Genomic DNA, 21,162 nt, shown 5'->3' with positions numbered 1-21,162 from the left:
CAGGGCACCGACGCGTCACTGCGCGGCGGCTTCCTCCAGGGCCTCGGTCATGTCGCCGGTCTGCGCGGCCGGCGGCGCCTTCACCTCGGCCGTCTCACCGAACTTCGCGAAGTCCGTGGTGACCTTCATGGCGCCGATCTCCTGGACCAGGCGCACGGGAAGGTCCTCGGCGCCGACCCAGACGTCCATGGCGAACGACGTCACGCCGCCGGTCATCGAGCCCAGGAGGCCGCTGTCGTCGCCGAGGGCCTCGCCGAGCTTGCCCAGCTGGTCCTGGCCGACCACCGCGCGGTAGTGGGTGGTGCTCTGGCCGTTGACCGTCTCGGTGCCGAGGTCCTGGACGTCGTCGGCGTACTTCAGGCCCTTCATGGACGCCGACGGGCTGCCGTTGCCGCCGCCGAGTGCCTGCGCGCCCTGCTCGCCGAAGATCGCCGAGCCGTCGACCTTCATCCACTCCTTGCCCGCGAGCGGACCGGCGGCCTGCGGGTCGATGTCGTAGTAGTAGGTGCCGTCGACGAAGAGCATGCGCATCGTCGGGGCGTCCTGGAGCTGCTGCATCTGCGCGGCCGCCGTGTCCATCTCGACGTCGAAGGCGTAGCCGTCGCCCCAGGAGTACGTGCCGTCCATGGTGACCGGTTCGCCCGTCCCCAGGTCGGTGCTCATCCGCACCTCGGCCGAACCGACCTCTTCCGTGCGGTCGGTGGCGCGGGCCAGCGCCGCCATGATCGTGTCGGTCCGGTCGACCTTCTCGGCCACGTCGGCCGCCTGCTTCACGGTCTCCGTGCCGCACGCCGACACGGTGAGCATCGCCGCGGCCGTGCACCCCATCCAGGCAGCGGTGTACCTCAGCCTCATTCCCCACCCCTCGCTGTGAACCGTCTGTGGCCTCGACCCTAGCGCCCCCCACCGACAGCTCCACGTGCCGGTCGGCCGCACGTCTTTCCGGCGCGCCCTGCGGTTCCCGCACTCCCCAAGACGGCCGAACGGCTTGAGGAAACTGCGGTAAACGCCATCTTGAGCCCTTCTCGGCTACGGATTCCGTACTCAAACACCTATTGACGCACTGCTTTTCGTCGGGGTTCGATGCACCGCCGGGAGCGACCAGAAGAACGTACAGCGATCCGCCGGAGGCGATAGCGCTCCCGACCCCACCCTCTGCCGCACGAGTCGATCGGAACCGCCGCATGACCGACACGCTCCGCCCTGTCGTAACCGCCCTCCCGCAGGCGCCGGACAGTCCCCAGAAGCTGAAGCGCTCCATCGGTGTCGTCGGCGGCACCCTCCTCACCCTCTCGTGCGTGACGCCCGCCTCCACCCTCTTCGTGGTCGTCCCCGACCTGTTCGGCTCGCTCGGCACCGCGACCGCCCTCACGATCGCGATCGGCTCGCTCCTCTGTATCGCGGTGGCGTTCTGCTACTCGGAGCTGGGCACCCTCATCCCCAGCGCGGGCGGCGAGTACGCCATGGTGTCGACGCTGGCCGGACGGCTCGCGGGCTGGCTCGTCTTCGTCCTGTCGCTCCTGGTCGTGATGATCGTCCCGCCGGTGATCGCCATGGGCACGGCCGACTACCTGGCCCCGGTCGTCCACCTCGACCCGTCGCTCGCCGGCGCCGGCGTCATGCTGCTGGCCACCCTCGCCGGCCTGCTCGACCTGCGCGCCAACGCCTGGATCACCGGCGTCTTCCTGGTCCTGGAGGTCATCGCGGCGGCCGTCGTGGCGGTGCTGGGCTTCGCCCACGCCGAGCGCGGCCCGGGCAGCCTGGTGTCGATGGAGGTCGCCGGCGCCGACGGCCTGCCGGACACCGTCACCGCCCTGCTGGTCGTCTCCGGTCTCGCCATCGCCCTCTTCGTCACCCAGGGCTTCTCCACCGCCGTCTACCTCTCCGAGGAACTGGAGAACCCCCGCCGCACCGTCGCCCGCACGGTCCTCGCCACCCTCGCCATCTCCACCGTGATCATCCTGGTCCCGGTCGCCGCGATCACCCTGGGCGCCTCCGACCTCGCCGAGCTGACCGGCGGCGACATCGGCTCCATGGTCACCGCCTGGTCCAACTCCGCCGTCGGCACCTTCGTCAGCCTCTGCGTGGCCCTCGCGATCATCAACGCCGGCATCGTCATGGTCATCCAGAACTCCCGCGTCCTGTTCGCCTCGGCCCGCGACAAGGCCTGGCCCCAGCCGGTCAACGACGCCTTCGCCCGGCTCGGCCGCTTCGGCTCCCCCTGGGTCGCCACCCTCGCCGTCGGCGTCCCCGGCGCGGCCCTGTGCTTCGTCGACCTCGACACCCTGTACGGCGTGACGGGCGTCTCCGTTACCGGCATGTACCTGCTCGTCGCGATCGCCGCCCTGCTCGCCCGCCGCGGCGCCCACCGCCACACCCCGGCCTGGCGCATGCCGCTCTGGCCGGCCGTACCGGCCCTGCTGATCGTGGTCCTCGCCTACGTCCTCGTCCAGCAGGAGACCACCTACCTCCTGTGGACCGGCGGCATCACCGCCGCCGCCACCCTCTACTGGGCCCTCTACCTCCGCCCCCGCCGCGACACCCGCTGGCTGGTGTCGATCCCGGAGGACGCGGGGGCCTGACACGTACCGCGGACGCGGTACGCGACCCGGCCGCCGTACGCCGGAGGTAGGCCGGTCGGTTCCGCCTCCGGTCGACATCTCCCCGACAGTTTCACCCCGTACCGTTACAGCATGGATCTTCGATTGCCCCGGCTGCGGGGACTGCGGCGGTCGCGGCGGCTGGTGGCCGCCGCGGCCGCCGTCGTCGTCCTCGCGGGCGCCGGGACATGGACGGCCGTCGCCTCCGACGACCCGCCGCCCGTCAAGCGCAGTGACCGCGTGCTGGCCGTGGACGGGGTGCGCCTGGACACCTCGTACTTCACGTCCGGCACCGGCCGCCGCCCCGCCGTCCTCCTGGGACACGGCTTCGGCGGCAGCAAGGACGACGTCCGGCAGCAGGCGCAGGAGCTGGCCCGCGCCGGATACGCCGTGCTGACCTGGTCGGCGCGCGGCTTCGGCAAGTCCACCGGGAAGATCGGGCTGAACGACCCGCAGGGCGAGGTCGCCGACGTCTCGAAGCTGATCGACTGGCTGGCGAAGCGCCCCGAGGTCCAGCTCGACAAGGCCGGCGACCCGCGCGTGGGCATGACCGGCGCCTCCTACGGCGGCGCGATCTCCCTGCTGGGCGCCGGGTACGACGACCGGGTCGACGCCATCGCCCCGGCGATCACGTACTGGAACCTCGCCGACGCGCTGTTCCCCGACGGCGTCTTCAAGAAGCTGTGGACCGGCATCTTCTTCAACACCGGAGGCGGCTGCGCCGCGTTCGAGCCCGCGCTGTGCGCGATGTACCAGCGGGTCGCCGAGTCCGGCACGCCCGACGCCGCCGCCCGCGAGGTGCTCCAGGCGCGTTCGCCGTCCGCCGTCGCCGACCGCATCGACGTCCCCACCCTCCTGGTCCAGGGGCAGACCGACTCCCTCTTCACGCTCGCCCAGGCCGACGCGGCCGAGAAGGCGATCAGCGCCAACGGCGCCCCCGTCGACGTCGACTGGATCGCGGGCGGCCATGACGGCGGCGACCTGGAGACCGACCGGGTCCGGGCCCGCGTGACCTCCTGGTTCGACCGCTACCTCAAGGACGACGAGGCCGCCGACACCGGCCCGGCCTTCCGCGTCACCCGCACCCTCGGCACCGGCACCGGCGACGGCGAACCCCGCCTGAGCGGAGCGAGCGCCGACACCTACCCCGGCTTGGAGAGCGCCGGCCGCTCCCTCGCCCTCAGCGGCCGTGAGCAGAGCGTCGACAACCCGGCCGGCGCCACCCCGCCCGCCGTGTCCGCCCTGCCCGGCCTCGGCGGCTCCGGCCTCTCCCAGCTGTCGAGTCTCGGCGTCGGCGTCTCCCTCGACTTCCCCGGCCAGTACGCGGCCTTCCAGACCGTTCCCGTCCGCGAGGACCTGCGGATCACCGGCTCGCCCACGGTCACCGTGCACGTGAAGTCCACGACCGACGACGCCGTCCTCTTCGCCAAGGTGTACGACGTCGGCCCCGGCGGCGGTGCCCAGCAGGTGCTGCCGTCCCAGCTGGTCCAGCCCGTCCGGGTGGAGGGCGCCAAGGCCGGCAAGGACGTCACGATCACCCTGCCCGCCATCGACTACGAGGTGGAGGACGGCCACCGGCTGCGCCTGGTCCTCGCCTCCACGGACCTCGGCTACGCCTCCCCGGTGACCCCGGCGACGTACACCGTCTCCGTGAAGGGCGACCTGAACGTGCCGACGGCCCTGAGCGGCACGGACGCGGCGGCCCCGCTGCCCGCCCGCGTGTGGTGGCTCCCGCTCGCCGGCGCCGCCCTCGCCGCGGCCCTGCTGCTGACCGCCCGCCGCCGCACGAAGGCGCCCGCCGCCCCCGACCCGGCCCTCGCCGACGTCCCCCTGCAGATCACCGACCTGAGCAAGCGGTACGCGAAGTCCGCCGACCGGTACGCGGTCAAGGACCTGTCCTTCCGCGTCGAGAAGGGCCAGGTGCTCGGCCTGCTCGGCCCCAACGGCGCGGGCAAGACGACGACCCTGCGCATGCTGATGGGCCTGATCACACCGGACGGCGGCGAGATCCGCGTCTTCGGCCACGCCATCGCGCCCGGCGCCCCGGTGCTGTCCCGCGTCGGCGCCTTCGTCGAGGGCGCGGGCTTCCTCCCGCACCTGTCCGGCCGGGAGAACCTGGAGCTGTACTGGCGGGCCACCGGCCGCCCGCCGCAGGACGCCCACCTGGACGAGGCCCTGGAGATCGCGGGCCTGGGCGACGCGCTCGCCCGCGCGGTCCGCACGTACTCGCAGGGCATGCGCCAGCGTCTCGCCCTCGCCCAGGCCATGCTCGGCCTGCCCGACCTGCTCATCCTCGACGAGCCGACCAACGGCCTCGACCCGCCCCAGATCCGCGAGATGCGCGAGGTGATGATCCGCTACGCGGCGGCCGGCCGTACGGTGATCGTCTCCAGCCATCTGCTGTCCGAGGTCGAGCAGTCCTGCACCCACCTCGTGGTGATGGACCACGGGCAGCTCGTCCAGGCGGGCCCGGTGCGGGAGATCGTCGGCTCCGGCGACACCCTGCTCGTCGGCACCTCCGCGCCGGTGGACGAGCCCGTCGTCGAGAAGGTCGCCGTGCTGCCCGGCGTGGCCTCGGCCACCCGCACCGACGACGGTCTGCTGGTCCGCCTCGACCCCGACGGCAGCGCGGCCCGCCTGGTCGCCGAACTGGTCCGCCTGGAGGTCCCCGTGGAGTCGGTCGGCCCGCACCGCCGCCTCGAAGACGCCTTCCTCACCCTGATCGGAGACTCCGCATGAGCACGCTCACCGACCGCGCGGAGGCCGCCGACGGCTACCGCGCCGGCCGTACGCTGCCCGTCCGGGTCGAGCTGGTCCGGCAGCTGAAGCGGCGCCGCACGCTGGTCATGGGCGGCATTCTGTTCGCCCTGCCGTTCGTGCTGCTCGTCGCCTTCCAGGTGGGCGGCGGTCCGGGCGCGGGCAACAACCGGGTGAACCTGATGGACACGGCCACGCTGTCCGGCGCGAACTTCGCCGCGGTGAACCTCTTCGCCTCCGCGGGCTTCCTGCTGGTCATCCCCGTGGCCCTGTTCTGCGGCGACACCGTGGCGTCGGAGGCCGGCTGGTCCTCCCTGCGCTACCTCCTGGCCGCGCCCGTGCCCCGCGCCCGCCTGCTGTGGTCCAAGCTCGTCGTCGGACTCGGCCTCAGCCTGGCCGCGATGGTGCTGCTGCCGGTCGTCGCCCTCGCCGTCGGTACGGCCGCGTACGGCTGGGGGCCGCTGGAGCTGCCCACCGGCGGTCTGCTGCCCGCGGGCACCGCCGCCCAGCGCCTGCTGATCACCGTCGCGTACCTCTTCATGTCCCAACTGGTCACCGCCGCCCTGGCGTTCTGGCTCTCCACCCGCACCGACGCCCCGCTCGGCGCGGTCGGCGGCGCGGTGGGCCTGACCATCGTCGGCAACGTCCTCGACGAGGTCACCGCCCTCGGCGACTGGCGCGAACTCCTGCCCTCGCACTGGCAGTACGCCTGGCTCGACGCCGTCCAGCCGACGCTCCAGTGGACCGACATGATCCAGGGCGTCTCCGTGTCGGTGACCTACGCCCTCGTGCTGTTCGCCCTGGCCTTCCGGGGGTTCGCCCGCAAGGACGTGGTGTCGTAGGCCCTGTCGTCAAGGGGGAGGCTCGCCCCACGGCCCCACGGCCCCACGGCCCCACCGCCCCACGGCCCCACGGCCCCACCGCCCCACGGCCCCACGGCCCCACGGCCCCACCGCCCACGGCCCCACCGCCCCACCGCCCCGACGCACACGCGCCGTGCCCGCTCGTTCGTCCGGACCACCCCGGTCCGTGACGACACGACCTCGGGCACGGCGCTTCGCCGTGTTGCCGCGGCACCCCTGGTGCAACTTCTTACTCGTGAGTAAGGTGCCGTCCACCGCCTGCCAGCCCCCTCTTCCCCCCAGGAGCCGCCATGGGCATGCGCAAGGACCTGAAACGGGCCGCACGCCGTACCGATCTGGCCGCCCGCACCCACGTGGACCTCGTCAGGGACGGGACCGGCACCGTGCGGGAGGCCCGCACCGCCCCCCTCGTCCCGCCCCTCACCGGCGGCAGCACCGCCGACCTGCCCTTCACCAACGCGGCCGAGGCCCCCGACGCCGTCGTCCTGCGCCGCAGGGACCCGGACGGCGACTGGCGGCCGGTGACGGCGGCCGCCTTCGCCCGCGAGGTCACCGCCGTCGCCAAGGGGCTGATCGCCGCCGGCCTGGAACCGGGCGGCCGCGTCGCGTTGATGTCCCGCACCCGCTACGAGTGGACCGTCCTGGACTTCGCGATCTGGGCGGCCGGCGGCCAGACCGTCCCCGTCTACGCCACCTCCGCCGCCCACCAGGTGGAGTGGATCGTCCGCGACTCCGGCGCCCGCTTCGTCGTCACCGAGACCGCGGCCAACACCGCCACGGTCACCGCGGCCACGGCCGGCCACCCCGACCGGCCCCGCGTCTGGGAACTGGACGCGGACGCGATCACCGGTCTCACCGCCCTCGGCCGCGACGTCCCCGACGAGGAGGTCGCCAAACGCCGCGCCGCCCTCACCCCCGACACCCCCGCGACCCTCTGCTACACCTCCGGCACGACCGGCCGCCCCAAGGGCTGCGTCCTCACCCACGCCAACCTGCACGCCGAGGCCGCCAACACCCTCGAACTCCTCCACCCCGTCTTCAACGAGGTCACCGGCCAGACCGCCTCCACCCTCCTCTTCCTCCCCCTGGCCCACATCCTCGGCCGCACCCTCCAGATAGCCTGTCTGACGGCCCGCATCGAGACCGGCCACTTCCCGAGCGTCAGGCCCGACGAACTCCGCCCCGCCCTCAAGGAGTTCCGCCCCACCTTCGTCGTCGGCGTGCCCTACCTCTTCGAGCGCATCCACGACACGGGCCGCGCCACCGCCGAGAAGATCGGCCGCGCCGCCTCCTTCGACCGCGCCGAACGCGTCGCCGTCCGCTTCGGCGAGGCCCACCTGCGCGGGTTCCTCGGCACCGGCAAGGGCCCCGGCCCCGGCCTCCGGGCCGCGTGGGCCCTGTACGATCTGCTGGTCTACCGCCGCATCCGCAAGGAGCTCGGCGGCCGCCTGCGCTACGCCATCAGTGGCGGCTCCCCCCTCGACCGCTCCCTCAACCTCTTCTTCTACGCCGCCGGCATCATGATCTACGAGGGCTACGGCCTCACCGAGACCACCGCCGCCGCCACCGTCGTACCCCCGCTGGGGCCCCGCCCGGGCACGGTCGGCCGGCCGGTCCCCGGCACGTCCGTCCGCATCGCCGACGACGGCGAGGTCCTCATCAGCGGCGGTGTGGTCTTCGGCGCCTACTGGAACGCCCCCGACGCCACGGACGCCGTCCTCACCGACGGCTGGTTCGCCACCGGCGACCTCGGCTCCCTCGACGAGGACGGCTACCTCACCATCACCGGCCGCAAGAAGGACCTCATCGTCACCTCCGGCGGCAAGAACGTCTCCCCGGCCGTCCTCGAGGACCGGCTGCGCAGCCGCACCCCGGTCGGCCAGTGCATGGTCGTCGGCGACAACCGCCCCTTCGTCGCCGCCCTGATCACCCTGGACCCCGACGCGGTCGCCCACTGGCTCGCCGTGCGCGGACGCCCCGCCGACACCCCGCTCGCCGAGGTGATCCGCGACCCCCGGCTGCGCGCCGACGTCCAGAAGGCGGTCGACTACGCCAACGAGGCCGTCTCCCGCGCCGAGTCGATCCGCGCCTTCACCCTGGTCGAGGGCGAGTTCACCGAGGAAAACGACATGCTCACGCCCTCCCTGAAGGTCAAGCGCCACACGGTGGCGGCCCGTTACCACGCGGAGATCGACGAGCTGTACCGCACCTGACAGCACGACGGCGGGCCACCGGAGGAACCGGTGACCCGCCGCGGCGGTACGTCAGGCCGAGGATCAGCCGTTGCCCGTGCCGTTGCCGGACAGGGCCGAGATGTCGTCAAGGATGTGCGACAGCGGCTCGTCGCCCTTGGCCTGGGTGCTGTTCTCGACGCACTGCTGGTTCTGCGGGGCCGACAGGATCGGGATGTCCTGGACCCCGACGTTGACGAGGCCGACCAGGGACTGCGCGTTGACCTTGGCCGGCAGGCCGACGCACGGCTTGTTCAGCGAACCCTGCACCAGCGAGAGCTGCGGGCTCATGTCGCCGAACGTGGCCGAGTTGCCGAACGCCTGGGAGGCGCCGTTGCCGCTGGCGGACGTGGTGCCGCTGTCGTCGCCGATGGCCAGGGCCGGCGACGCGGACGCGACCGCGAGACCGGCCATGGATGCGGCGACGGCCGCGGTTGCCCACAGCTTCTTCATGTTTTCGTTCCCTTCGAAAAGCGCACTCCGGACGAGGAGTTGCGTGATCGTCAACGGTCCGCGCCGTACGGGGGTTGCGGACCGTACCCCGATCGGCGCAGCGCACGGGGCCGACGGCCGCACGCCCCCCTTCGCCGGTACGCGCACGCCCCGCTCCTCACCGGTACGCGTACGCGCTCCCGCCGACGGGTGCGGCGAGCAGAGACGTTTCTCCTCCGTCGGTGCGCACACAGCGGAACGGCGGGCCGCCGGTGGTCCGGCGGCCCGCCGAGGGGATGGGGCCGTCCCGAGGGATCAGGGAACGGAACGACCCCGTTCACCTCGTCCTGGCTCAGCCGTTGCCCGTGCCGTTGCCGGACAGGGCCGAGATGTCGTCCAGGATGTGCGACAGCGGCTCGTCGCCCTTGGCCTGGGTGCTGTTCTCGACGCACTGCTGGTTCTGCGGGGCCGAAAGGATCGGGACGTCCTGGACACCGATGTTGAGGAGGCCGACCAGGGACTGCGCGTTGACCTTGGCCGGCAGACCGATGCAGGGCTTGTTGAGAGAGCCCTGGATGAGCGCCATCTGCGGGCTCATGTTGCCGTACGTGGCCGAGTTGCCGAACGCCTGGGAGGCGCCGTTGCCGCTGGCGGACGTGGTGCCGCTGTCGTTGCCGATGGCGAGTGCCGGAGCAGCGGTGGCGGCGGAGACGCCGACTGCGGCGGCGGCGACCGCGGCGGTGGCCAGTACCTTCTTGATCACTTGCTAGTCCCTTCTGGAGAAACCCCGTCCACCGGAGCGCCCTGGTCAACTCCCCCCGCCGTGTTTGGTTCCCCCCGTTCACTCCGATGGCCCAGTGGAAACGGTCGGCGGGCACAGGGCGGCTCCTATCGGGTGAAGCGCCGCAACCATTCCCGGAGTGCCGGGTTGAGTCGGGGCAGGCACATGGTCCCGGCGTCGGAGCCGGGACGGGGAAAGGAAGAGCGAAATGCTGAAGAAGGCAATGGCCGCGGCGGCGGTCGCCGTTTCCGTCGTCGGTGCGTCGGCGGCGGCCGCCCCCCAGGCGCTTGCCATCGGCAACGACAGCAACACCACCTCCGCCAGCGGCAACGGCGCCTCCCAGGCGTTCGGCAACTCGGCCACGTTCGGCGACAAGAGCCCCCAGCTCTCGCTGGTGCAGGGTTCGCTGAACAAGCTCTGCGTCGGCCTGCCCGCGAAGGTCAACCTCCAGTCCCTGGCAGCCGGCCTCGCCAACATCGGCGTCCAGGACGTCCCGGTCCTGTCGGCCCCGCAGAACCAGCAGTGCGTCGAGAACAGCACCCAGGCCAAGGGCGACGAGCCGCTGTCGCACATCCTGGACGACATCTCGGCCCTCTCGGGCAACGGCACGGACAACGGCTGACGCCCGCGGCTCCCGGCTCGTCCGGCGGCCTTCTTCTCCCTGTTTCCGGTGACACGCGTGCATCTGACGGCGTGTCCCTCCCGGCCGTACGGCCGGACCCTGGCCGGCCTTGGACCACCGTTCCGCGTCCCGAGGCCGGCCTTTCCCACTTCTTCAAGCAGGAAGACCACGAGATTGCGACAGACCCTGAGCAAGGGAGTGGTCGCGGCCGCCGCCGCGACGAGCATCCTGTCCCTGTGCGGCGGCGGTTCCGCACTCGCCGACACGCACGGGGACGGGACCGCGAGGAACTCGCCCGGCGTCGCCTCGGGCAATGACATCCAGGTCCCGGTGACCGTCCCGGTGAACGCCTGCGGCAACTCGGTCGACGTCGTCGCCGCGCTGAACCCGGCCTTCGGCAACGTCTGCGCCACCACCTCCGACGCCGAGAGGGACCCCGCCACGCCCGGCGCACCCCACGACGACGACTCCTCCGGCTACGACGACTCCGCCGGCTATGGCGACTCCGCCGGCTATGGCGACTCGGGCTACGACTCCTCCGGCTACGGCGACCGGGGTCACGGCGACTCGGGCTACGGGGACGACGACTCCGGCTACGGGAACGACGACTCGGGGTACGGATCCACGCCGCCCCCTGGGGGTGGGGACCACACTCCGCCTCCGGGGGACGGCGGTCACACGACTCCGCCTCCCGGCGACGGGGGTCACACGACTCCCCCTCCGGGGGACGGGGGCCACACCACGCCGCCTCCGGGGGACGGGGGCCACACGACTCCGCCTCCCGGCGACGGCGGTCACACGACTCCGCCTCCCGGCGACGGCGGTCACACGACTCCGCCTCCGGGGGACGGCGGTCACACCATCCCGCTCCCGGACGGCGGAGGTCGCCACACCCCGCCCCCGGACGGTGACGGGCACACCACTCCGCCCCAGCTGCCCCACACCGGCAGCGAGGGCCTGTTCGCCGCCTCGGGGGTCGGTGTCACGCTGATCACCGCCGGCGCCGTCCTGTACCGGCGGGGCAGGATCGCGTCCCGTCGGTGAACCCGCCGGTGCCGGACGCCCCGCGCCCGGCACCGGTGTCCCTCACCCGCGCACGCCGTCAGGAGGACGGGGGCGGCGGGGGAGGACCGTACGTCAGAGCCTGGCCGTCGCCCGGCCCGGCCGGGTCGGCCGGGTCGGCCGGGTCCGGGGCACCGGGCAGGCCGGCACCGGACGGCGGGTGCGGTGGTGCCTGGCGGACGACCCGGGCGGATGCGGCGGGGGCGTCGGCCGGGACGAACCGGCCCAGCAGCCGGCGGGTGACGTGGGCGGTCCACAGGCCCCACATCGCCAGGCCGGGAGCGGTGTCGTCGGCGGCGTACCAGGCGAGTTCGCGGCCGTGCGGCGCCGGACGCAGGACGGCCGGCAGCGCGTAGTTCTCCACCACGAACGACCGCCCCGGCCGCGGCGACCCCTCCGGCAGCGGACGGTGGGTCAGGTCCAGGTGCTGGGCGCGTACGACGTCCAGTCCCGCGGTGTCGGCGAAGAGGCGGAACTGGGCGCCGGGGCGCGGGTTGAAGTCGAGCAGGTGGTAGCGGCCGCTCGCACCGCACCGGCGGAAGTCGAGGTCGAAGATGCCGCGGTACCCCAGCGCGGCGGCGAGCCGCTCCGACTGCGCCTGGACCTGGTGGTTCGTGGTCCACTCGCCCACCGCCGTCAGACCCGCTCCGCGCGGCCAGGAGCACAGCTTGCGCCCCGGGCCGCCGCCGCGCACCGCCCCCGAGCGGTCGGCGTACCCGTGGAAGAACCAGTCGCGGTCGGGGCCGGGCGGCAGGAACTCCTGGAGCAGCAGCCGGCTGCCGGCCTCCTCGGAGCGCGCGTACAGGTCGCGCGCCTCCTGGGGGGAACGCACCACGACGGTGCTGCGCAGGCCCGAACCGGCCGGCAGCAGCCAGGGCCTGCTCCACTTCGCCACCACCGGCAGGCCGAGCCGCCAGGCGGCCGAGGCGGCCTGCGCGGCGCTCTCCGGGACCACCGTGTCCGGGTGCGGCAGGTCGGCCGCCGCGCACAGCCCGGCCAGTTCCGCCTTGTCGGCGACCCGCTCGGGCAGCGTGCCGGGCTGCTGCGGCAGCAGATAGGCGGGCGCCAGTTCCGCGCGCAGCCGGCTCACCGCGACCGCGCCCGCGTCGTCCATCGCGATCAGCACGGCGGGCCGCTGGATGCGGGCGGCCACCCCCAGCAGTACGGCGGCGACGTCGGCGGGGGAGGCGCCGGGCGGCGGCGGGGGATGCAGCCGGCGTGCGAACCGGGAGGTGCGCAGGGGACTGCCCGTCACATCGGCGACGACGTGGACGTCGACCCCGGCTCTGCCGAGCGAGCGCACGGCCCCCAGGGTTCCGTGGTGAAAGGGGTTCCGGTCGATCCGCAGCAGTACGGCGGGGACGCGGGTGTCGAGCAGCGACACGGGCTCTTCCTTCGGTTCGGTTCACCGGTGCGGACGATCAGGGGACTCGAACGCCGTAACGGCGGTGGCGTGGTTCCCTCGCGTGTGACTCTCATATGACTGTGTGTCGGCCACGCGTGGCGGAAGGAGCAGGCATGAGCACACAGCACCGACGCGTCCGTTCGCGGCGGCCGGCCGTCGTGGCGGCGGCCGTCGCGGTGTCCGCGGCGCTCGCGGCCGGTCCTGGATTCGCCGCGGGCGCGGGCGCAGGCGCGGGGGCGGGGGCGGTGCGGACCGCCGGACCTCCCGTCCGCCTGCCGGCCGTCCCGGCCGTCCCGGCTGTCGGGGAGATGCCCGCGCCCGCAGCCGTCACGCGACCCGTCGTGCCCGTCGTGCCCGTCGTGCCCGTCATCGGAACGCGTCCCGTCGCGTCCGTCCCGGGCACGCCTGCCGTGGTACCCGTCGCCGGTAGGCGTCCCGTCGCCGTCACGCGTCCTGCCGACCCGGGCCCCGCCTTCGGCGCCTACCTCGACTACGGCGCCCGGGGCGTGGCCCGGATGGCGCTGCTCAGCCGGTGGCTGGGCGGCGCCGAGCTGCGGGTCGGCCACACCTACCTGCCGGGCGACCGGTGGAGCAACATCGAGGGCCGCTCCGGGTTCCTCGGCGTGTGGGCCGACTGGCGGCGCGAGCGCACCGACCGGATGCTCGTCCTCAACGTCCCCATGCTGGAGCGCAACGAGGCGCGCGTGCCCGACGCCGAGGTGCGGGGGCTGCTGCGGCAGGGCGCGGCCGGGCGGTTCGACCACCACTTCCGCGCGCTGGCCGAACGGCTGGTCGCGCTGCGGGTGCCGGACACGGTGATCGTGCTCGGCTGGGAGATGAACGGCGTCACGTACACCCATCGCTGCGGACCCGACCCGGCGGCGTGGAGGGCGTACTGGCGGCGGATCGTCACCACCATGCGGGCCGTGCCCGGGCAGCGGTTCAGGTTCGACTTCACGCCGAGCCGCGGGCGGGACGCCGTCCCGTGGACCCGGTGCTACCCGGGGGACGCCACGGTCGACATCGTCGGCATGGACTCCTACGACCAGCCGGCCGGCCGCTCGTTCGACGAGCAGGTGACGGAACCGTACGGACTCCAGTACCACGTCGACTTCGCGAAGAGCCACGGCAAAGCCCTCTCCTACCCCGAGTGGGGACTGTTCCGCAACGGCGACAACCCCGCGTACATGCGGCGGATGCTCGACTGGATGGACCGGCACCGGCCGCTGTACAACACGCTGACCGACTACTGCCCGCACGGTGTGTGGCAGTGCGGGCGCAACCCCGAGGCGTCGCGGGTCTACCGCTCGGTGCTCTTCGGCCGCACCGGCGGGCCGGCCGGGCCGACGGCACCGCAGCACTCGGGGAGGTGTTCGCCGCCGGGCCTCGACGGGTGGATCGGGCACTGGATCGGCGGCGGGCTCTGCGTCCGCCCCGACCGGTGGTCGCGGGTCCGCTGACCGGCCCGCCCGCGGCGGTGGCGGGCCCGCGTCAGGTCCCGCCGCCACCGGCACGCCGTTCACCCCCCTGGGGCGCCGTGTGCCCCCGGTCCGCTTCGGCGTCCTTGCGCTCCTCCCAGCGGCGCAGCAGCTCCTTGCCCCGCCGGCGCGCGGCCACGTCGCACACCACGGCCGACATCAGCGGGGCCGTGGGCCGGCGGGCGAGCAGCAGCCGCTGGTTGACGACCGGCTCGGGACGCCAGTGATGCTTGTACGGCTCGTTGCCGCGCAGCAGGCTCAGCGTGCCGCGCCCGCCGCCGCGGTTGTGCTCGCAGCACGCGTCGAGCAGCATCACCGCCACGTCCGCCTTGCGCTCCCGCAGCCGCGGATGGGCGCCGTACAGGTAGCCGCCCGCCAGGCGGTGGGAGAGCAGGGTCAGGTCGACGGCGACCACGTCGTCGTCGAGCCGGAACTCGGTGACCACCGCGTCCCCGGAGCGCACCATCGGTCCGACGGAGCGCACCAGGTGCTCGGAGAACCGGGCCTCGAGGTGTTCGCCCGTCACCTTCCGGCCCTGCCACTGGAGCCGGTGCAGGTCGAGCAGGCGCCGCAGCGCCGGGTCCACCTCGTCGCCGCGGACGACCTGGCGTTCGACGCCGAGCGCGGTCAGCTTGCGCAGCTTGGCCCGCACCCGCTGGGCCTTCGCCGAGGGCAGCCGGGCCACCAGTTCGTCCATCGGGACGGCCGGCAGTTCCAGGCACGTCGAGTCGCTCACCCGTCGGCGCGGTCCGTGCCAGCGCTCGTACACCCGCTCCGCCGCGCCGCCCGGCCGGACCTCGCGGAAGTCGATCAGCGCGGTGCGGGCGGCGGCCTCGAGACCCTCGGTGAGCGCGGCGACGGCCCGCTCCCCGTGCTCGTCGTCGACCAGCACGTCCCCGTAGTCGGAGATCGCACCGCCGAGCGGCACCAGCGCGGGCAGCGGTCCGCGGACGGCCATCAGCGGGGCGGCCGCGACGAGCTCGCCGCCGGCGCGCACCAGCAGCAGCCGCAGCCGGCCGCGCCTGCCGTACGACAGCCACCACGAGTGCAGCCAGGCGTGGCTCTGGAACGGGGTGGCCGTCCCGCACCGCCGGTACAGCCGCCCCCAGACCGGTGCCAGGGCGGCGAACTCCTCCTCGTCGGTGACGAGTTCGGTGGTGTACGCCGGCTTCACAGCGCTTGGCGGGCGTCGGCGGCGACGGACGGTCCGGGCACGGCGGCCGTACGGCCCGACTCCTCCCGGTCGCCCCGGGGCCGCACGAGCAGGGCCAGTGCGCCGAGCAGTCCGCCCGCGCTCGCGCCGACCAGTCCGGTCACCGCGGGGGACGCCGACGACGGCTCGGCCGGCTCGACCGCCCGGGCGAACTGCTGGAGTTCGACGTGGGTGGTGGCCTGGGAGTCCTTGGCGTGCCGGGTCAGGGCGCGGGAGACCGCGTTGGCCATGTCGGCGGCCGTGTCGGCGCGCGAGGACGTCCCGGTGATCGCGACCATCGGGGCGTCCGGCGAGGTCGCCGTCCGGACGCCGCTCTGCAGCGTCCCCACCGGCACGTCCGCCCACACCTGTGCGTCCCCGAGCACCGCGAGCTGGGTGGCGACCCGGCCGTAGGCCTGCGCGAAGCCCAGGGCGGACGCCGTGTCGGACTTCTCCGTCGGCACGGCGACGACGTAGGCCGTGGCCGAGTAGACGGGCGGCTGGAGGATGCCGTACGCGCCGCCGAGGAGGCCGCCGGCGAGGGCGCCGGCGGCGACCAGGGACCACGGCGGGAGCGTTCGGACGCGGTGCGGGGGGCCGGACAGCCGGTGCGTCCGGACGGAGGTCTCGGTCATGACGAAGTGACTCCCTGAGGTGAGGGGGACGACGGGGCCGGCAGGGGTTGCCGGGAGAGGATGGCCGCGTACACGTCCATGAGCCGGGCGGCACTGCGGGCGATGTCGTAGTGGTGGGCGGCCTCGGGCGCGGTGCGCGGGCGCGGCCCCCGCGTGCGCGTCTCGGCCAGCGCCCGCGCGAACGCCTCCGCGCCGCCGGTCACGCGGCGTGCGCCGGGCGCGGCGTGCGCGGGCAGGTCCTCGATCGCGGGGCAGGAGGCGTACACCACGGGCAGACCGCAGGCGAGCGCCTCCACGACCGCCAGGCCGAACGACTCCTCCGGGGACGGCGAGACGAGCACGTCCATCGCGCAGGCGAGGGAGGGTAGGTCGGGGCCGGGGCCGCCGTCGGGGAGGTAGGGGCGTTCACCCGTGAACAGGACACGGTGGGCGACCCCGGCCTCCTGGGCGGTGCGGCGCAGCGCGTCCTCCTCGGGGCCGCTCCCGACCAGCAGCAGCCGGTGGTCGGCGGGCAGCGCGGCCAGGGCGTTGACGGCGACGTCGAGGCGTTTGCCGGGGTGCAGGCGGCCGACCGCGCCGACGACGTGGGCGTGGTCCGGCAGGCCGAGCAGGCGGCGGACGCGGTGGCGCCGGGCCGGGTCGAAGCGGAAGGCGTCCAGGTCGATGCCGTTGGGGACGACCTGGACGCGGTCGGCGGGCACGCCCCAGCGCACGAGGCGGCCGGCGACCGTGGGGGAGACGGCGACGGTGGCCCGGCCCAGGCGCTCGCCGGCGAGGTAGAGGGCGCGGACGCCCGCGGTGAGCCGGCGGCCCTCCAGCCGTGACTCGTTCAGGGAGTGCTCGGTGGCGACGATCGCGCGCACGCCCGCGAGCCGGGCGGCGAGACGGCCGTACAGGCAGGCCCGGTACAGGTGGGTGTGGACGAGGTCGTAGCCGCCGGAGCGGATCAGGCGGACCAGGCGGGGCAGGGCGGCCAGGTCGCGGTTGCCGGCCATGCCGAGGTGGACCACGCGCACCCCGTCCGCGGTCAGCCCCTCGGCCACCGCCCCCGGGTTGGTGAGCGTCACGACGTCGCAGTCGGCCGGCAGGTGCCGCAGCAGCAGCCGCAGTTGCTGCTCGGCGCCGCCCGTGCCGAGCCCCGTGATGATGTGCAGCGCCCTCACCGCAGCCCCTCCACGGGCCGCCGGCGCAGCCGGTGCAGCCGGTACTTCAGGAACAGGCGCGGCGCGGTGTCGTTCTGTCCGACGTGGACGCGGGGGAGGGTGAGCGGGCCGTTCAGCGGGCCGGGGTCGATCGCGCAGGCGTACGCGTATCCGGCGTCGCGTACGGCGTCCACGGCCCGCCGGTCGACGGTCCCGTACGGGTAGCAGAAGCCGTCGGGTTCCGTGCCGAGCAGCTCGGCGAGCACGGTCCGGCTGCCGACGGTCTCCGCCTTCAGGGTGAGGTCGTCGGCCCGGGTCAGGTCGACGTGGGTCAGGCCGTGCGAGCCGATCTCGACGCCCTCGGCGGCCGCCTGCCGGACGCCGTCGGCGGTCAGCAGCGGTCTGCGCCGGCCCAGCGGGTCCCAGGCGTTGTCGCCGCCGAGCCGGCCGGGCAGCACGAACAGGGTGGCGGTGCAGCCGTGGCGGCGCAGCACGGGAAGGGCGCCGGTGAGGAAGTCGGCGTACCCGTCGTCGAAGGTGAGGCCGACCAGGTCGCGGCCCCCGCCCCGGGCACGCGCGGCGAGCAGCTCGGCCACGGACACGCCCCGCAGGCCGCGCCGCGACAGCCAGAGCAGCTGCCGCTCCAGCCGCTCGGGGGTGACCGTGATGCGGTACGGGTCGTCGGAGCAGTCGCCCACGGAGTGGTACATCGCCACCCAGGGAACGGGACCGGGGGCGGCGTCAACGGGAACGGACATACGGCAGCCTTCGGATCGCGGAACGGACGGAACTCGAAGCGGTGGCGATGCCCCGGTCGCCCAGGGCCCAGCCGATCAGGACGAAGACGGCGGCCGCGGTGAGCGTTCCGGCGCCGAGGCCGGGAACGGGGGCGGTGAACCGGTCCGCCACCAGCGTCCCGGCGAGGGTCGCGGCCACGGCCGCCCGCAGCGGCCGGCTCAGGTCGCGCAGCACGAGCCGGACGCGGATCGGCACCGTGCGCGGGCCCGTCCCGGCCAGCAGCACCAGCGCGGTGACGGTGATGCCGGCCGCGTTGGCGGCGGCGATCCCGTACACGCCGAAGGGCCGCACGGCCGACGCGCCCAGGACGCAGGTGACGACGATCCCGACGGCCATCGCGCCGAAGGGGTACCAGGACGGGCGGGCGCCCGAGAAGTACGAGCGGGCCAGTGCGCCGACCAGGGTCTGGCCGAGCAGCCCCAGCGCGTACACCCGCATCACCCCGGCCGTCGCCGCCGTGTCCCGGGCGGTGAACGCGCCGCGCTGGAAGAGCAGTTCGATGATCTGCGGCGCGCAGGCGACGACCGTGGCCGTGCCGAGCAGCACCACGCACGCGGCGAGCGCCACGTCGCGCTCCACTCGGTCCCGGGCCCGCTCGGTGTCGCCCTCGGCGAGCGCCCGCGCCACCACCGGGAACGTCACCGTGCACAGCATCAGCGAGAGGATCATCGGCATCTGCGCGACCTTCTGCGCGTAGTTCAGGTGCGAGATCGCCCCGGACGGCAGGTGCGAGGCGAGGAACCGCTCGACGAGGACCTGCGACTGCCGGCAGAGCGCGAACAGCAGCACCGTCGCGACGACGGCCGTCCCGAGCGGCCGCGGCTCCTCACCGCCCGCCTCCGCCACCCCGGCCGGACGCCTCCCCAACTGCCGCACCAGCGACGGCAGCTGTACGACGACCATCAGGCACCCGCCGACCGCGACCCCGACCGCCGCCGACCGCACCCCCCACCGCCCGGCGAGGACGAACATCCCCGTCACGATGCCGACGTTGTACGCCACGTAGATCGCGGCCGGCGCCGCGAACCGCCGGTGCGCGCGCAGGGCCGCGCTGCAGTACCCGGCGAGCCCGAAGCTCACCACGCAGGTGGCGGTGAGCCGGGTGCAGTCGACGGCGAGCCGGGGGTCGGGCAGGCCGGGCGCGAGGACCTCGACCAGCTGGGGGGCGAGGAGCACGACGAGGACACCGACCGCGACGAACGCCGCCGACAGGCGCGGGAGCGTCCCGGCGACCAGGGCGCGGACCGGATCGCCGGGAACCCCCTGGGCGCGCCGGGCCAGGGCCACGCTGAACGCCGGGATCAGGGCGAACGCCAGCCCGTCCTCGATGAGCAGCGTCGCCGCGAACTCGGGCACGGTCCACGCCACGAGGAAGGCGTCCGTGTCGCTGCCCGCCCCGAACAGCCGGGCCAGCGCCTGGTCGCGCACCAGCCCGAGCAGCGACCCGGCGACCGACAGCACGGCGGTGACGAGGGCGGCCTTGGCGAGGAACCGCCGGGAGGGGGCGGGCAGTTCGGCGGCCCCCTCCCCGGCCCCGGACCGCGCGACGACTCGCCCCGGCACGACGGCCCCGCCGTCCACCACCCCGCCGTCCACCACCCCGCCGTCCGTCGTGCCGCCGTCCGCCGTGCCGCGATGCGTCCCGCCGTCCGCCGTGCCGCGATGCGTCCCGCCGTCCGCCGTGCCGCGATGCGTCCCGCCGTCCGCCGTGCCGTGATGCGTCCCGCCGTCCGCCGTGTCGTGGTGCGGGACGCCGTCCGTGGGTGCGGCTCCCCGCGGGACGCCGTCCGCGTGTACGGGGTCCTGTGCGTCACCGTCCGCGCGAGGGGCCCGGGAAGGCGTCACCGTCATCGGGCGAGCGCCTCCTCGCGCCCGTCGCCGCCGACCAGTGCCCACCAGGCCGCGAGCCCCAGGCACACGGCGGTCAGCACGGTCGAGGGCCCGCCGATGTCGGCGTACAGGAAGTCGGTGAGCTGCCAGAGCAGCAGACCGCAGGCGACGAGGGCGCAGTCGGGGCCGGGGGCCCCGGCCCGGCGCACCCGCGCCCAGCCGCGCACCGCGCACACCAGCAGGGCCAGCCAGCCGCCCACCAGCCCGAGCAGCCCGACGAGCCCCTGCTCCCCGAGGATCAGCAGGTACATGTTGTGCGGGGAGAGCAGCGGCTGCCTGCGGAAGCCGGCGCCGGCGCCGTCGGTGTCACTGCCCGCGGACAGGGCCACCGAGGCGTGCGCGTCCCGGTGCTCGGGGAAGCCCTTCAGGCCGACGCCGGTGAGCGGCTGGTCGCGCCACATGCCGGCCGCGGCCGCCCACATGGTGTACCGGTCGGTGACCGACTGGTCGGGGGCGTCCGCGACCCGGGTGATGCTGCCGACGCGTTCCTGGAGCATCGCCGAGCCCACGCCGAAGCCGCCCACCAGGACGATCCCGGCGGCGACGGCGACCGCGCCCACCGTCAGCGCCCGCCGCACCCCGGCCAGCGCGAGCTGCGCCGAACAGGCCACCGCCGTCGCGATCCACGCGCCCCGGCTGAAGGACAGCGCGAGCGGCGGCAGCAGGGCGAGGGCGCAGGCGGTGGCGATCGCCCGCTGCCGTACGGGGGCCCGGCCGAGCGCCAGCCCCACCGCGCAGACCAGGCCGAAGGACACGACCGTCGCCATGCCCATCACGTCCTGCGGCCCGAAGGTGCCGACCGCCCGGATCGTCTCGCCCTGGTAGGAGGCGCCGGTCCCGGTGGCGAACTGGTGGACCCCGACCGCGCCCTGCCACCCCGCGAGCCCCACGAACGACCAGGCCAGCAGCCGGAAGTCGGACCGGTCGCGGATCAGCAGCAGCACGGCCGCGGGGACCAGGACGAAGATCTGGACGTAGCGGCCCAGGCCGGTGATCCCGGCCCCCGGCGAGGACGCGCCCGCCGCCGCGAGCGCGAGCCCGACGACGGGGAGTCCGAGGACCACGGCCGCGGTACGGGACAGGGGGCGCCGCCGCTGCCGCAGCAGCCGGACCGCGCAGTACAGCACCACCAGCGCGGACAGCGCGTCGGCCGGACCGGCGCCGCCCTCGCCGCCGGGGGAGACCGGCAGCGCGAGCAGGGCCACCACGGCGACGACGGGCAGCACCGGCGACAGCGTCCGGGCGGGGGGCAGGGACAGGGCGAGGCTCATCGG

General features: G+C 74.4%; 17 protein-coding genes. 7 read left to right on the top strand and 10 right to left on the bottom strand.

The window, feature by feature from the left end:
- Positions 1 to 15 precede the first annotated feature (15 nt).
- Positions 16 to 855, bottom strand: a complete 840-nt coding sequence (locus tag ACFV9M_RS04410) for a hypothetical protein (protein ID WP_385062580.1) — start codon at positions 853 to 855, stop codon at positions 16 to 18.
- A gap of 329 nt (positions 856 to 1,184) precedes the next feature.
- Here ACFV9M_RS04410 and ACFV9M_RS04405 point away from each other — a divergent pair, with 329 nt between their 5' ends.
- From ACFV9M_RS04405 to ACFV9M_RS04390, 4 genes are all read left to right on the top strand, one after another.
- On the top strand, positions 1,185 to 2,582 hold the full coding sequence (locus ACFV9M_RS04405; protein ID WP_385062582.1) for an APC family permease: 1,398 nt from the start codon (positions 1,185 to 1,187) through the stop codon (positions 2,580 to 2,582).
- A gap of 111 nt (positions 2,583 to 2,693) precedes the next feature.
- On the top strand, positions 2,694 to 5,339 hold the full coding sequence (locus tag ACFV9M_RS04400; RefSeq protein ID WP_385102337.1) for an alpha/beta fold hydrolase: 2,646 nt from the start codon (positions 2,694 to 2,696) through the stop codon (positions 5,337 to 5,339).
- The gene (locus tag ACFV9M_RS04395; protein ID WP_385062586.1) at positions 5,336 to 6,199 is read left to right on the top strand and encodes an ABC transporter permease; all 864 of its coding nucleotides are present in this window, start codon (positions 5,336 to 5,338) and stop codon (positions 6,197 to 6,199) included. Before ACFV9M_RS04400 ends, ACFV9M_RS04395 begins: the two co-directional genes overlap by 4 nt.
- 311 nt (positions 6,200 to 6,510) lie before the next feature.
- Positions 6,511 to 8,433 carry an AMP-dependent synthetase/ligase gene (locus ACFV9M_RS04390; RefSeq protein WP_385062588.1) on the top strand — a complete coding sequence of 641 codons (1,923 nt, stop codon included), beginning with the start codon at positions 6,511 to 6,513 and terminating at the stop codon, positions 8,431 to 8,433.
- A gap of 63 nt (positions 8,434 to 8,496) precedes the next feature.
- Here ACFV9M_RS04390 and ACFV9M_RS04385 read toward each other — a convergent pair whose 3' ends face one another.
- Both ACFV9M_RS04385 and ACFV9M_RS04380 read right to left on the bottom strand, forming a co-directional pair.
- The gene (locus ACFV9M_RS04385) at positions 8,497 to 8,904 is read right to left on the bottom strand and encodes a rodlin (protein ID WP_385062590.1); all 408 of its coding nucleotides are present in this window, start codon (positions 8,902 to 8,904) and stop codon (positions 8,497 to 8,499) included.
- A 331-nt stretch (positions 8,905 to 9,235) separates the two neighbouring features.
- Positions 9,236 to 9,646: a rodlin gene (locus ACFV9M_RS04380; protein ID WP_385102334.1), complete on the bottom strand. Its 411-nt coding sequence runs from the start codon at positions 9,644 to 9,646 to the stop codon at positions 9,236 to 9,238.
- 226 nt (positions 9,647 to 9,872) lie between these two features.
- Between ACFV9M_RS04380 and ACFV9M_RS04375 the strand changes: the two genes are divergently transcribed.
- Complete coding sequence (locus ACFV9M_RS04375; RefSeq protein ID WP_385102331.1) at positions 9,873 to 10,286, top strand: rodlin; 414 nt, start codon at positions 9,873 to 9,875, stop codon at positions 10,284 to 10,286.
- Positions 10,287 to 10,460: 174 nt separating this feature from the next.
- Positions 10,461 to 11,330: a chaplin family protein gene (locus ACFV9M_RS04370; protein ID WP_385068163.1), complete on the top strand. Its 870-nt coding sequence runs from the start codon at positions 10,461 to 10,463 to the stop codon at positions 11,328 to 11,330.
- Between the two features lie 58 nt (positions 11,331 to 11,388).
- On the opposite strand, the gene ACFV9M_RS04365 is transcribed toward ACFV9M_RS04370, so the two are convergent.
- Positions 11,389 to 12,732 (bottom strand): ATP-grasp domain-containing protein, encoded by a 1,344-nt coding sequence (locus ACFV9M_RS04365; protein WP_385068161.1) that lies wholly within the window; start codon positions 12,730 to 12,732, stop codon positions 11,389 to 11,391.
- A 134-nt stretch (positions 12,733 to 12,866) separates the two neighbouring features.
- Between ACFV9M_RS04365 and ACFV9M_RS04360 the strand changes: the two genes are divergently transcribed.
- Complete coding sequence (locus tag ACFV9M_RS04360; protein WP_385068159.1) at positions 12,867 to 14,213, top strand: glycoside hydrolase family 26 protein; 1,347 nt, start codon at positions 12,867 to 12,869, stop codon at positions 14,211 to 14,213.
- 31 nt (positions 14,214 to 14,244) lie between these two features.
- Here the strand turns inward: ACFV9M_RS04360 and ACFV9M_RS04355 are convergent, their stop codons facing one another.
- From ACFV9M_RS04355 to ACFV9M_RS04330, 6 genes are read right to left on the bottom strand one after another with little or no spacing between them, the layout of a single operon-like run.
- Positions 14,245 to 15,405, bottom strand: a complete 1,161-nt coding sequence (locus tag ACFV9M_RS04355; RefSeq protein ID WP_385068155.1) for a GNAT family N-acetyltransferase — start codon at positions 15,403 to 15,405, stop codon at positions 14,245 to 14,247.
- Positions 15,402 to 16,058: a lipopolysaccharide biosynthesis protein gene (locus ACFV9M_RS04350; RefSeq protein ID WP_385068152.1), complete on the bottom strand. Its 657-nt coding sequence runs from the start codon at positions 16,056 to 16,058 to the stop codon at positions 15,402 to 15,404. Before ACFV9M_RS04350 ends, ACFV9M_RS04355 begins: the two co-directional genes overlap by 4 nt.
- On the bottom strand, positions 16,055 to 17,221 hold the full coding sequence (locus tag ACFV9M_RS04345; RefSeq protein WP_385068149.1) for a glycosyltransferase: 1,167 nt from the start codon (positions 17,219 to 17,221) through the stop codon (positions 16,055 to 16,057). Before ACFV9M_RS04345 ends, ACFV9M_RS04350 begins: the two co-directional genes overlap by 4 nt.
- On the bottom strand, positions 17,218 to 17,958 hold the full coding sequence (locus ACFV9M_RS04340) for a polysaccharide deacetylase family protein (RefSeq protein ID WP_385068146.1): 741 nt from the start codon (positions 17,956 to 17,958) through the stop codon (positions 17,218 to 17,220). Before ACFV9M_RS04340 ends, ACFV9M_RS04345 begins: the two co-directional genes overlap by 4 nt.
- On the bottom strand, positions 17,942 to 19,849 hold the full coding sequence (gene murJ / locus ACFV9M_RS04335; protein WP_385068144.1) for a murein biosynthesis integral membrane protein MurJ: 1,908 nt from the start codon (positions 19,847 to 19,849) through the stop codon (positions 17,942 to 17,944). The genes ACFV9M_RS04340 and murJ overlap by 17 nt, the downstream gene beginning before the upstream one ends.
- Positions 19,846 to 21,159 carry an O-antigen ligase family protein gene (locus ACFV9M_RS04330; RefSeq protein WP_385068141.1) on the bottom strand — a complete coding sequence of 438 codons (1,314 nt, stop codon included), beginning with the start codon at positions 21,157 to 21,159 and terminating at the stop codon, positions 19,846 to 19,848. Before ACFV9M_RS04330 ends, murJ begins: the two co-directional genes overlap by 4 nt.
- Positions 21,160 to 21,162 lie beyond the last annotated feature (3 nt).

Source organism: Streptomyces sp. NPDC059895 (assembly GCF_042731035.1).
GTDB lineage: Bacteria > Actinomycetota > Actinomycetes > Streptomycetales > Streptomycetaceae > Streptomyces.
The sequence above is the reverse complement of the archived record's forward strand: the minus strand, read 5'-3'. Positions and strand labels throughout refer to the sequence as shown.

Bases quoted from the DNA above. Each gene is read 5' to 3' on its own strand.
- ACFV9M_RS04385 (WP_385062590.1), bottom strand. From the start codon at position 8,904: ATGAAGAAGCTGTGGGCAACCGCGGCCGTCGCCGCATCCATGGCCGGT.
- ACFV9M_RS04350 (WP_385068152.1), bottom strand. From the start codon at position 16,058: ATGACCGAGACCTCCGTCCGGACGCACCGGCTGTCCGGCCCCCCGCAC.
- ACFV9M_RS04400 (WP_385102337.1), top strand. From the start codon at position 2,694: ATGGATCTTCGATTGCCCCGGCTGCGGGGACTGCGGCGGTCGCGGCGG.
- ACFV9M_RS04340 (WP_385068146.1), bottom strand. From the start codon at position 17,958: ATGTCCGTTCCCGTTGACGCCGCCCCCGGTCCCGTTCCCTGGGTGGCG.
- ACFV9M_RS04410 (WP_385062580.1), bottom strand. From the start codon at position 855: ATGAGGCTGAGGTACACCGCTGCCTGGATGGGGTGCACGGCCGCGGCG.
- ACFV9M_RS04375 (WP_385102331.1), top strand. From the start codon at position 9,873: ATGCTGAAGAAGGCAATGGCCGCGGCGGCGGTCGCCGTTTCCGTCGTC.
- ACFV9M_RS04330 (WP_385068141.1), bottom strand. From the start codon at position 21,159: ATGAGCCTCGCCCTGTCCCTGCCCCCCGCCCGGACGCTGTCGCCGGTG.
- ACFV9M_RS04360 (WP_385068159.1), top strand. From the start codon at position 12,867: ATGAGCACACAGCACCGACGCGTCCGTTCGCGGCGGCCGGCCGTCGTG.
- ACFV9M_RS04405 (WP_385062582.1), top strand. From the start codon at position 1,185: ATGACCGACACGCTCCGCCCTGTCGTAACCGCCCTCCCGCAGGCGCCG.
- ACFV9M_RS04395 (WP_385062586.1), top strand. From the start codon at position 5,336: ATGAGCACGCTCACCGACCGCGCGGAGGCCGCCGACGGCTACCGCGCC.
- murJ (WP_385068144.1), bottom strand. From the start codon at position 19,849: ATGACGGTGACGCCTTCCCGGGCCCCTCGCGCGGACGGTGACGCACAG.
- ACFV9M_RS04390 (WP_385062588.1), top strand. From the start codon at position 6,511: ATGGGCATGCGCAAGGACCTGAAACGGGCCGCACGCCGTACCGATCTG.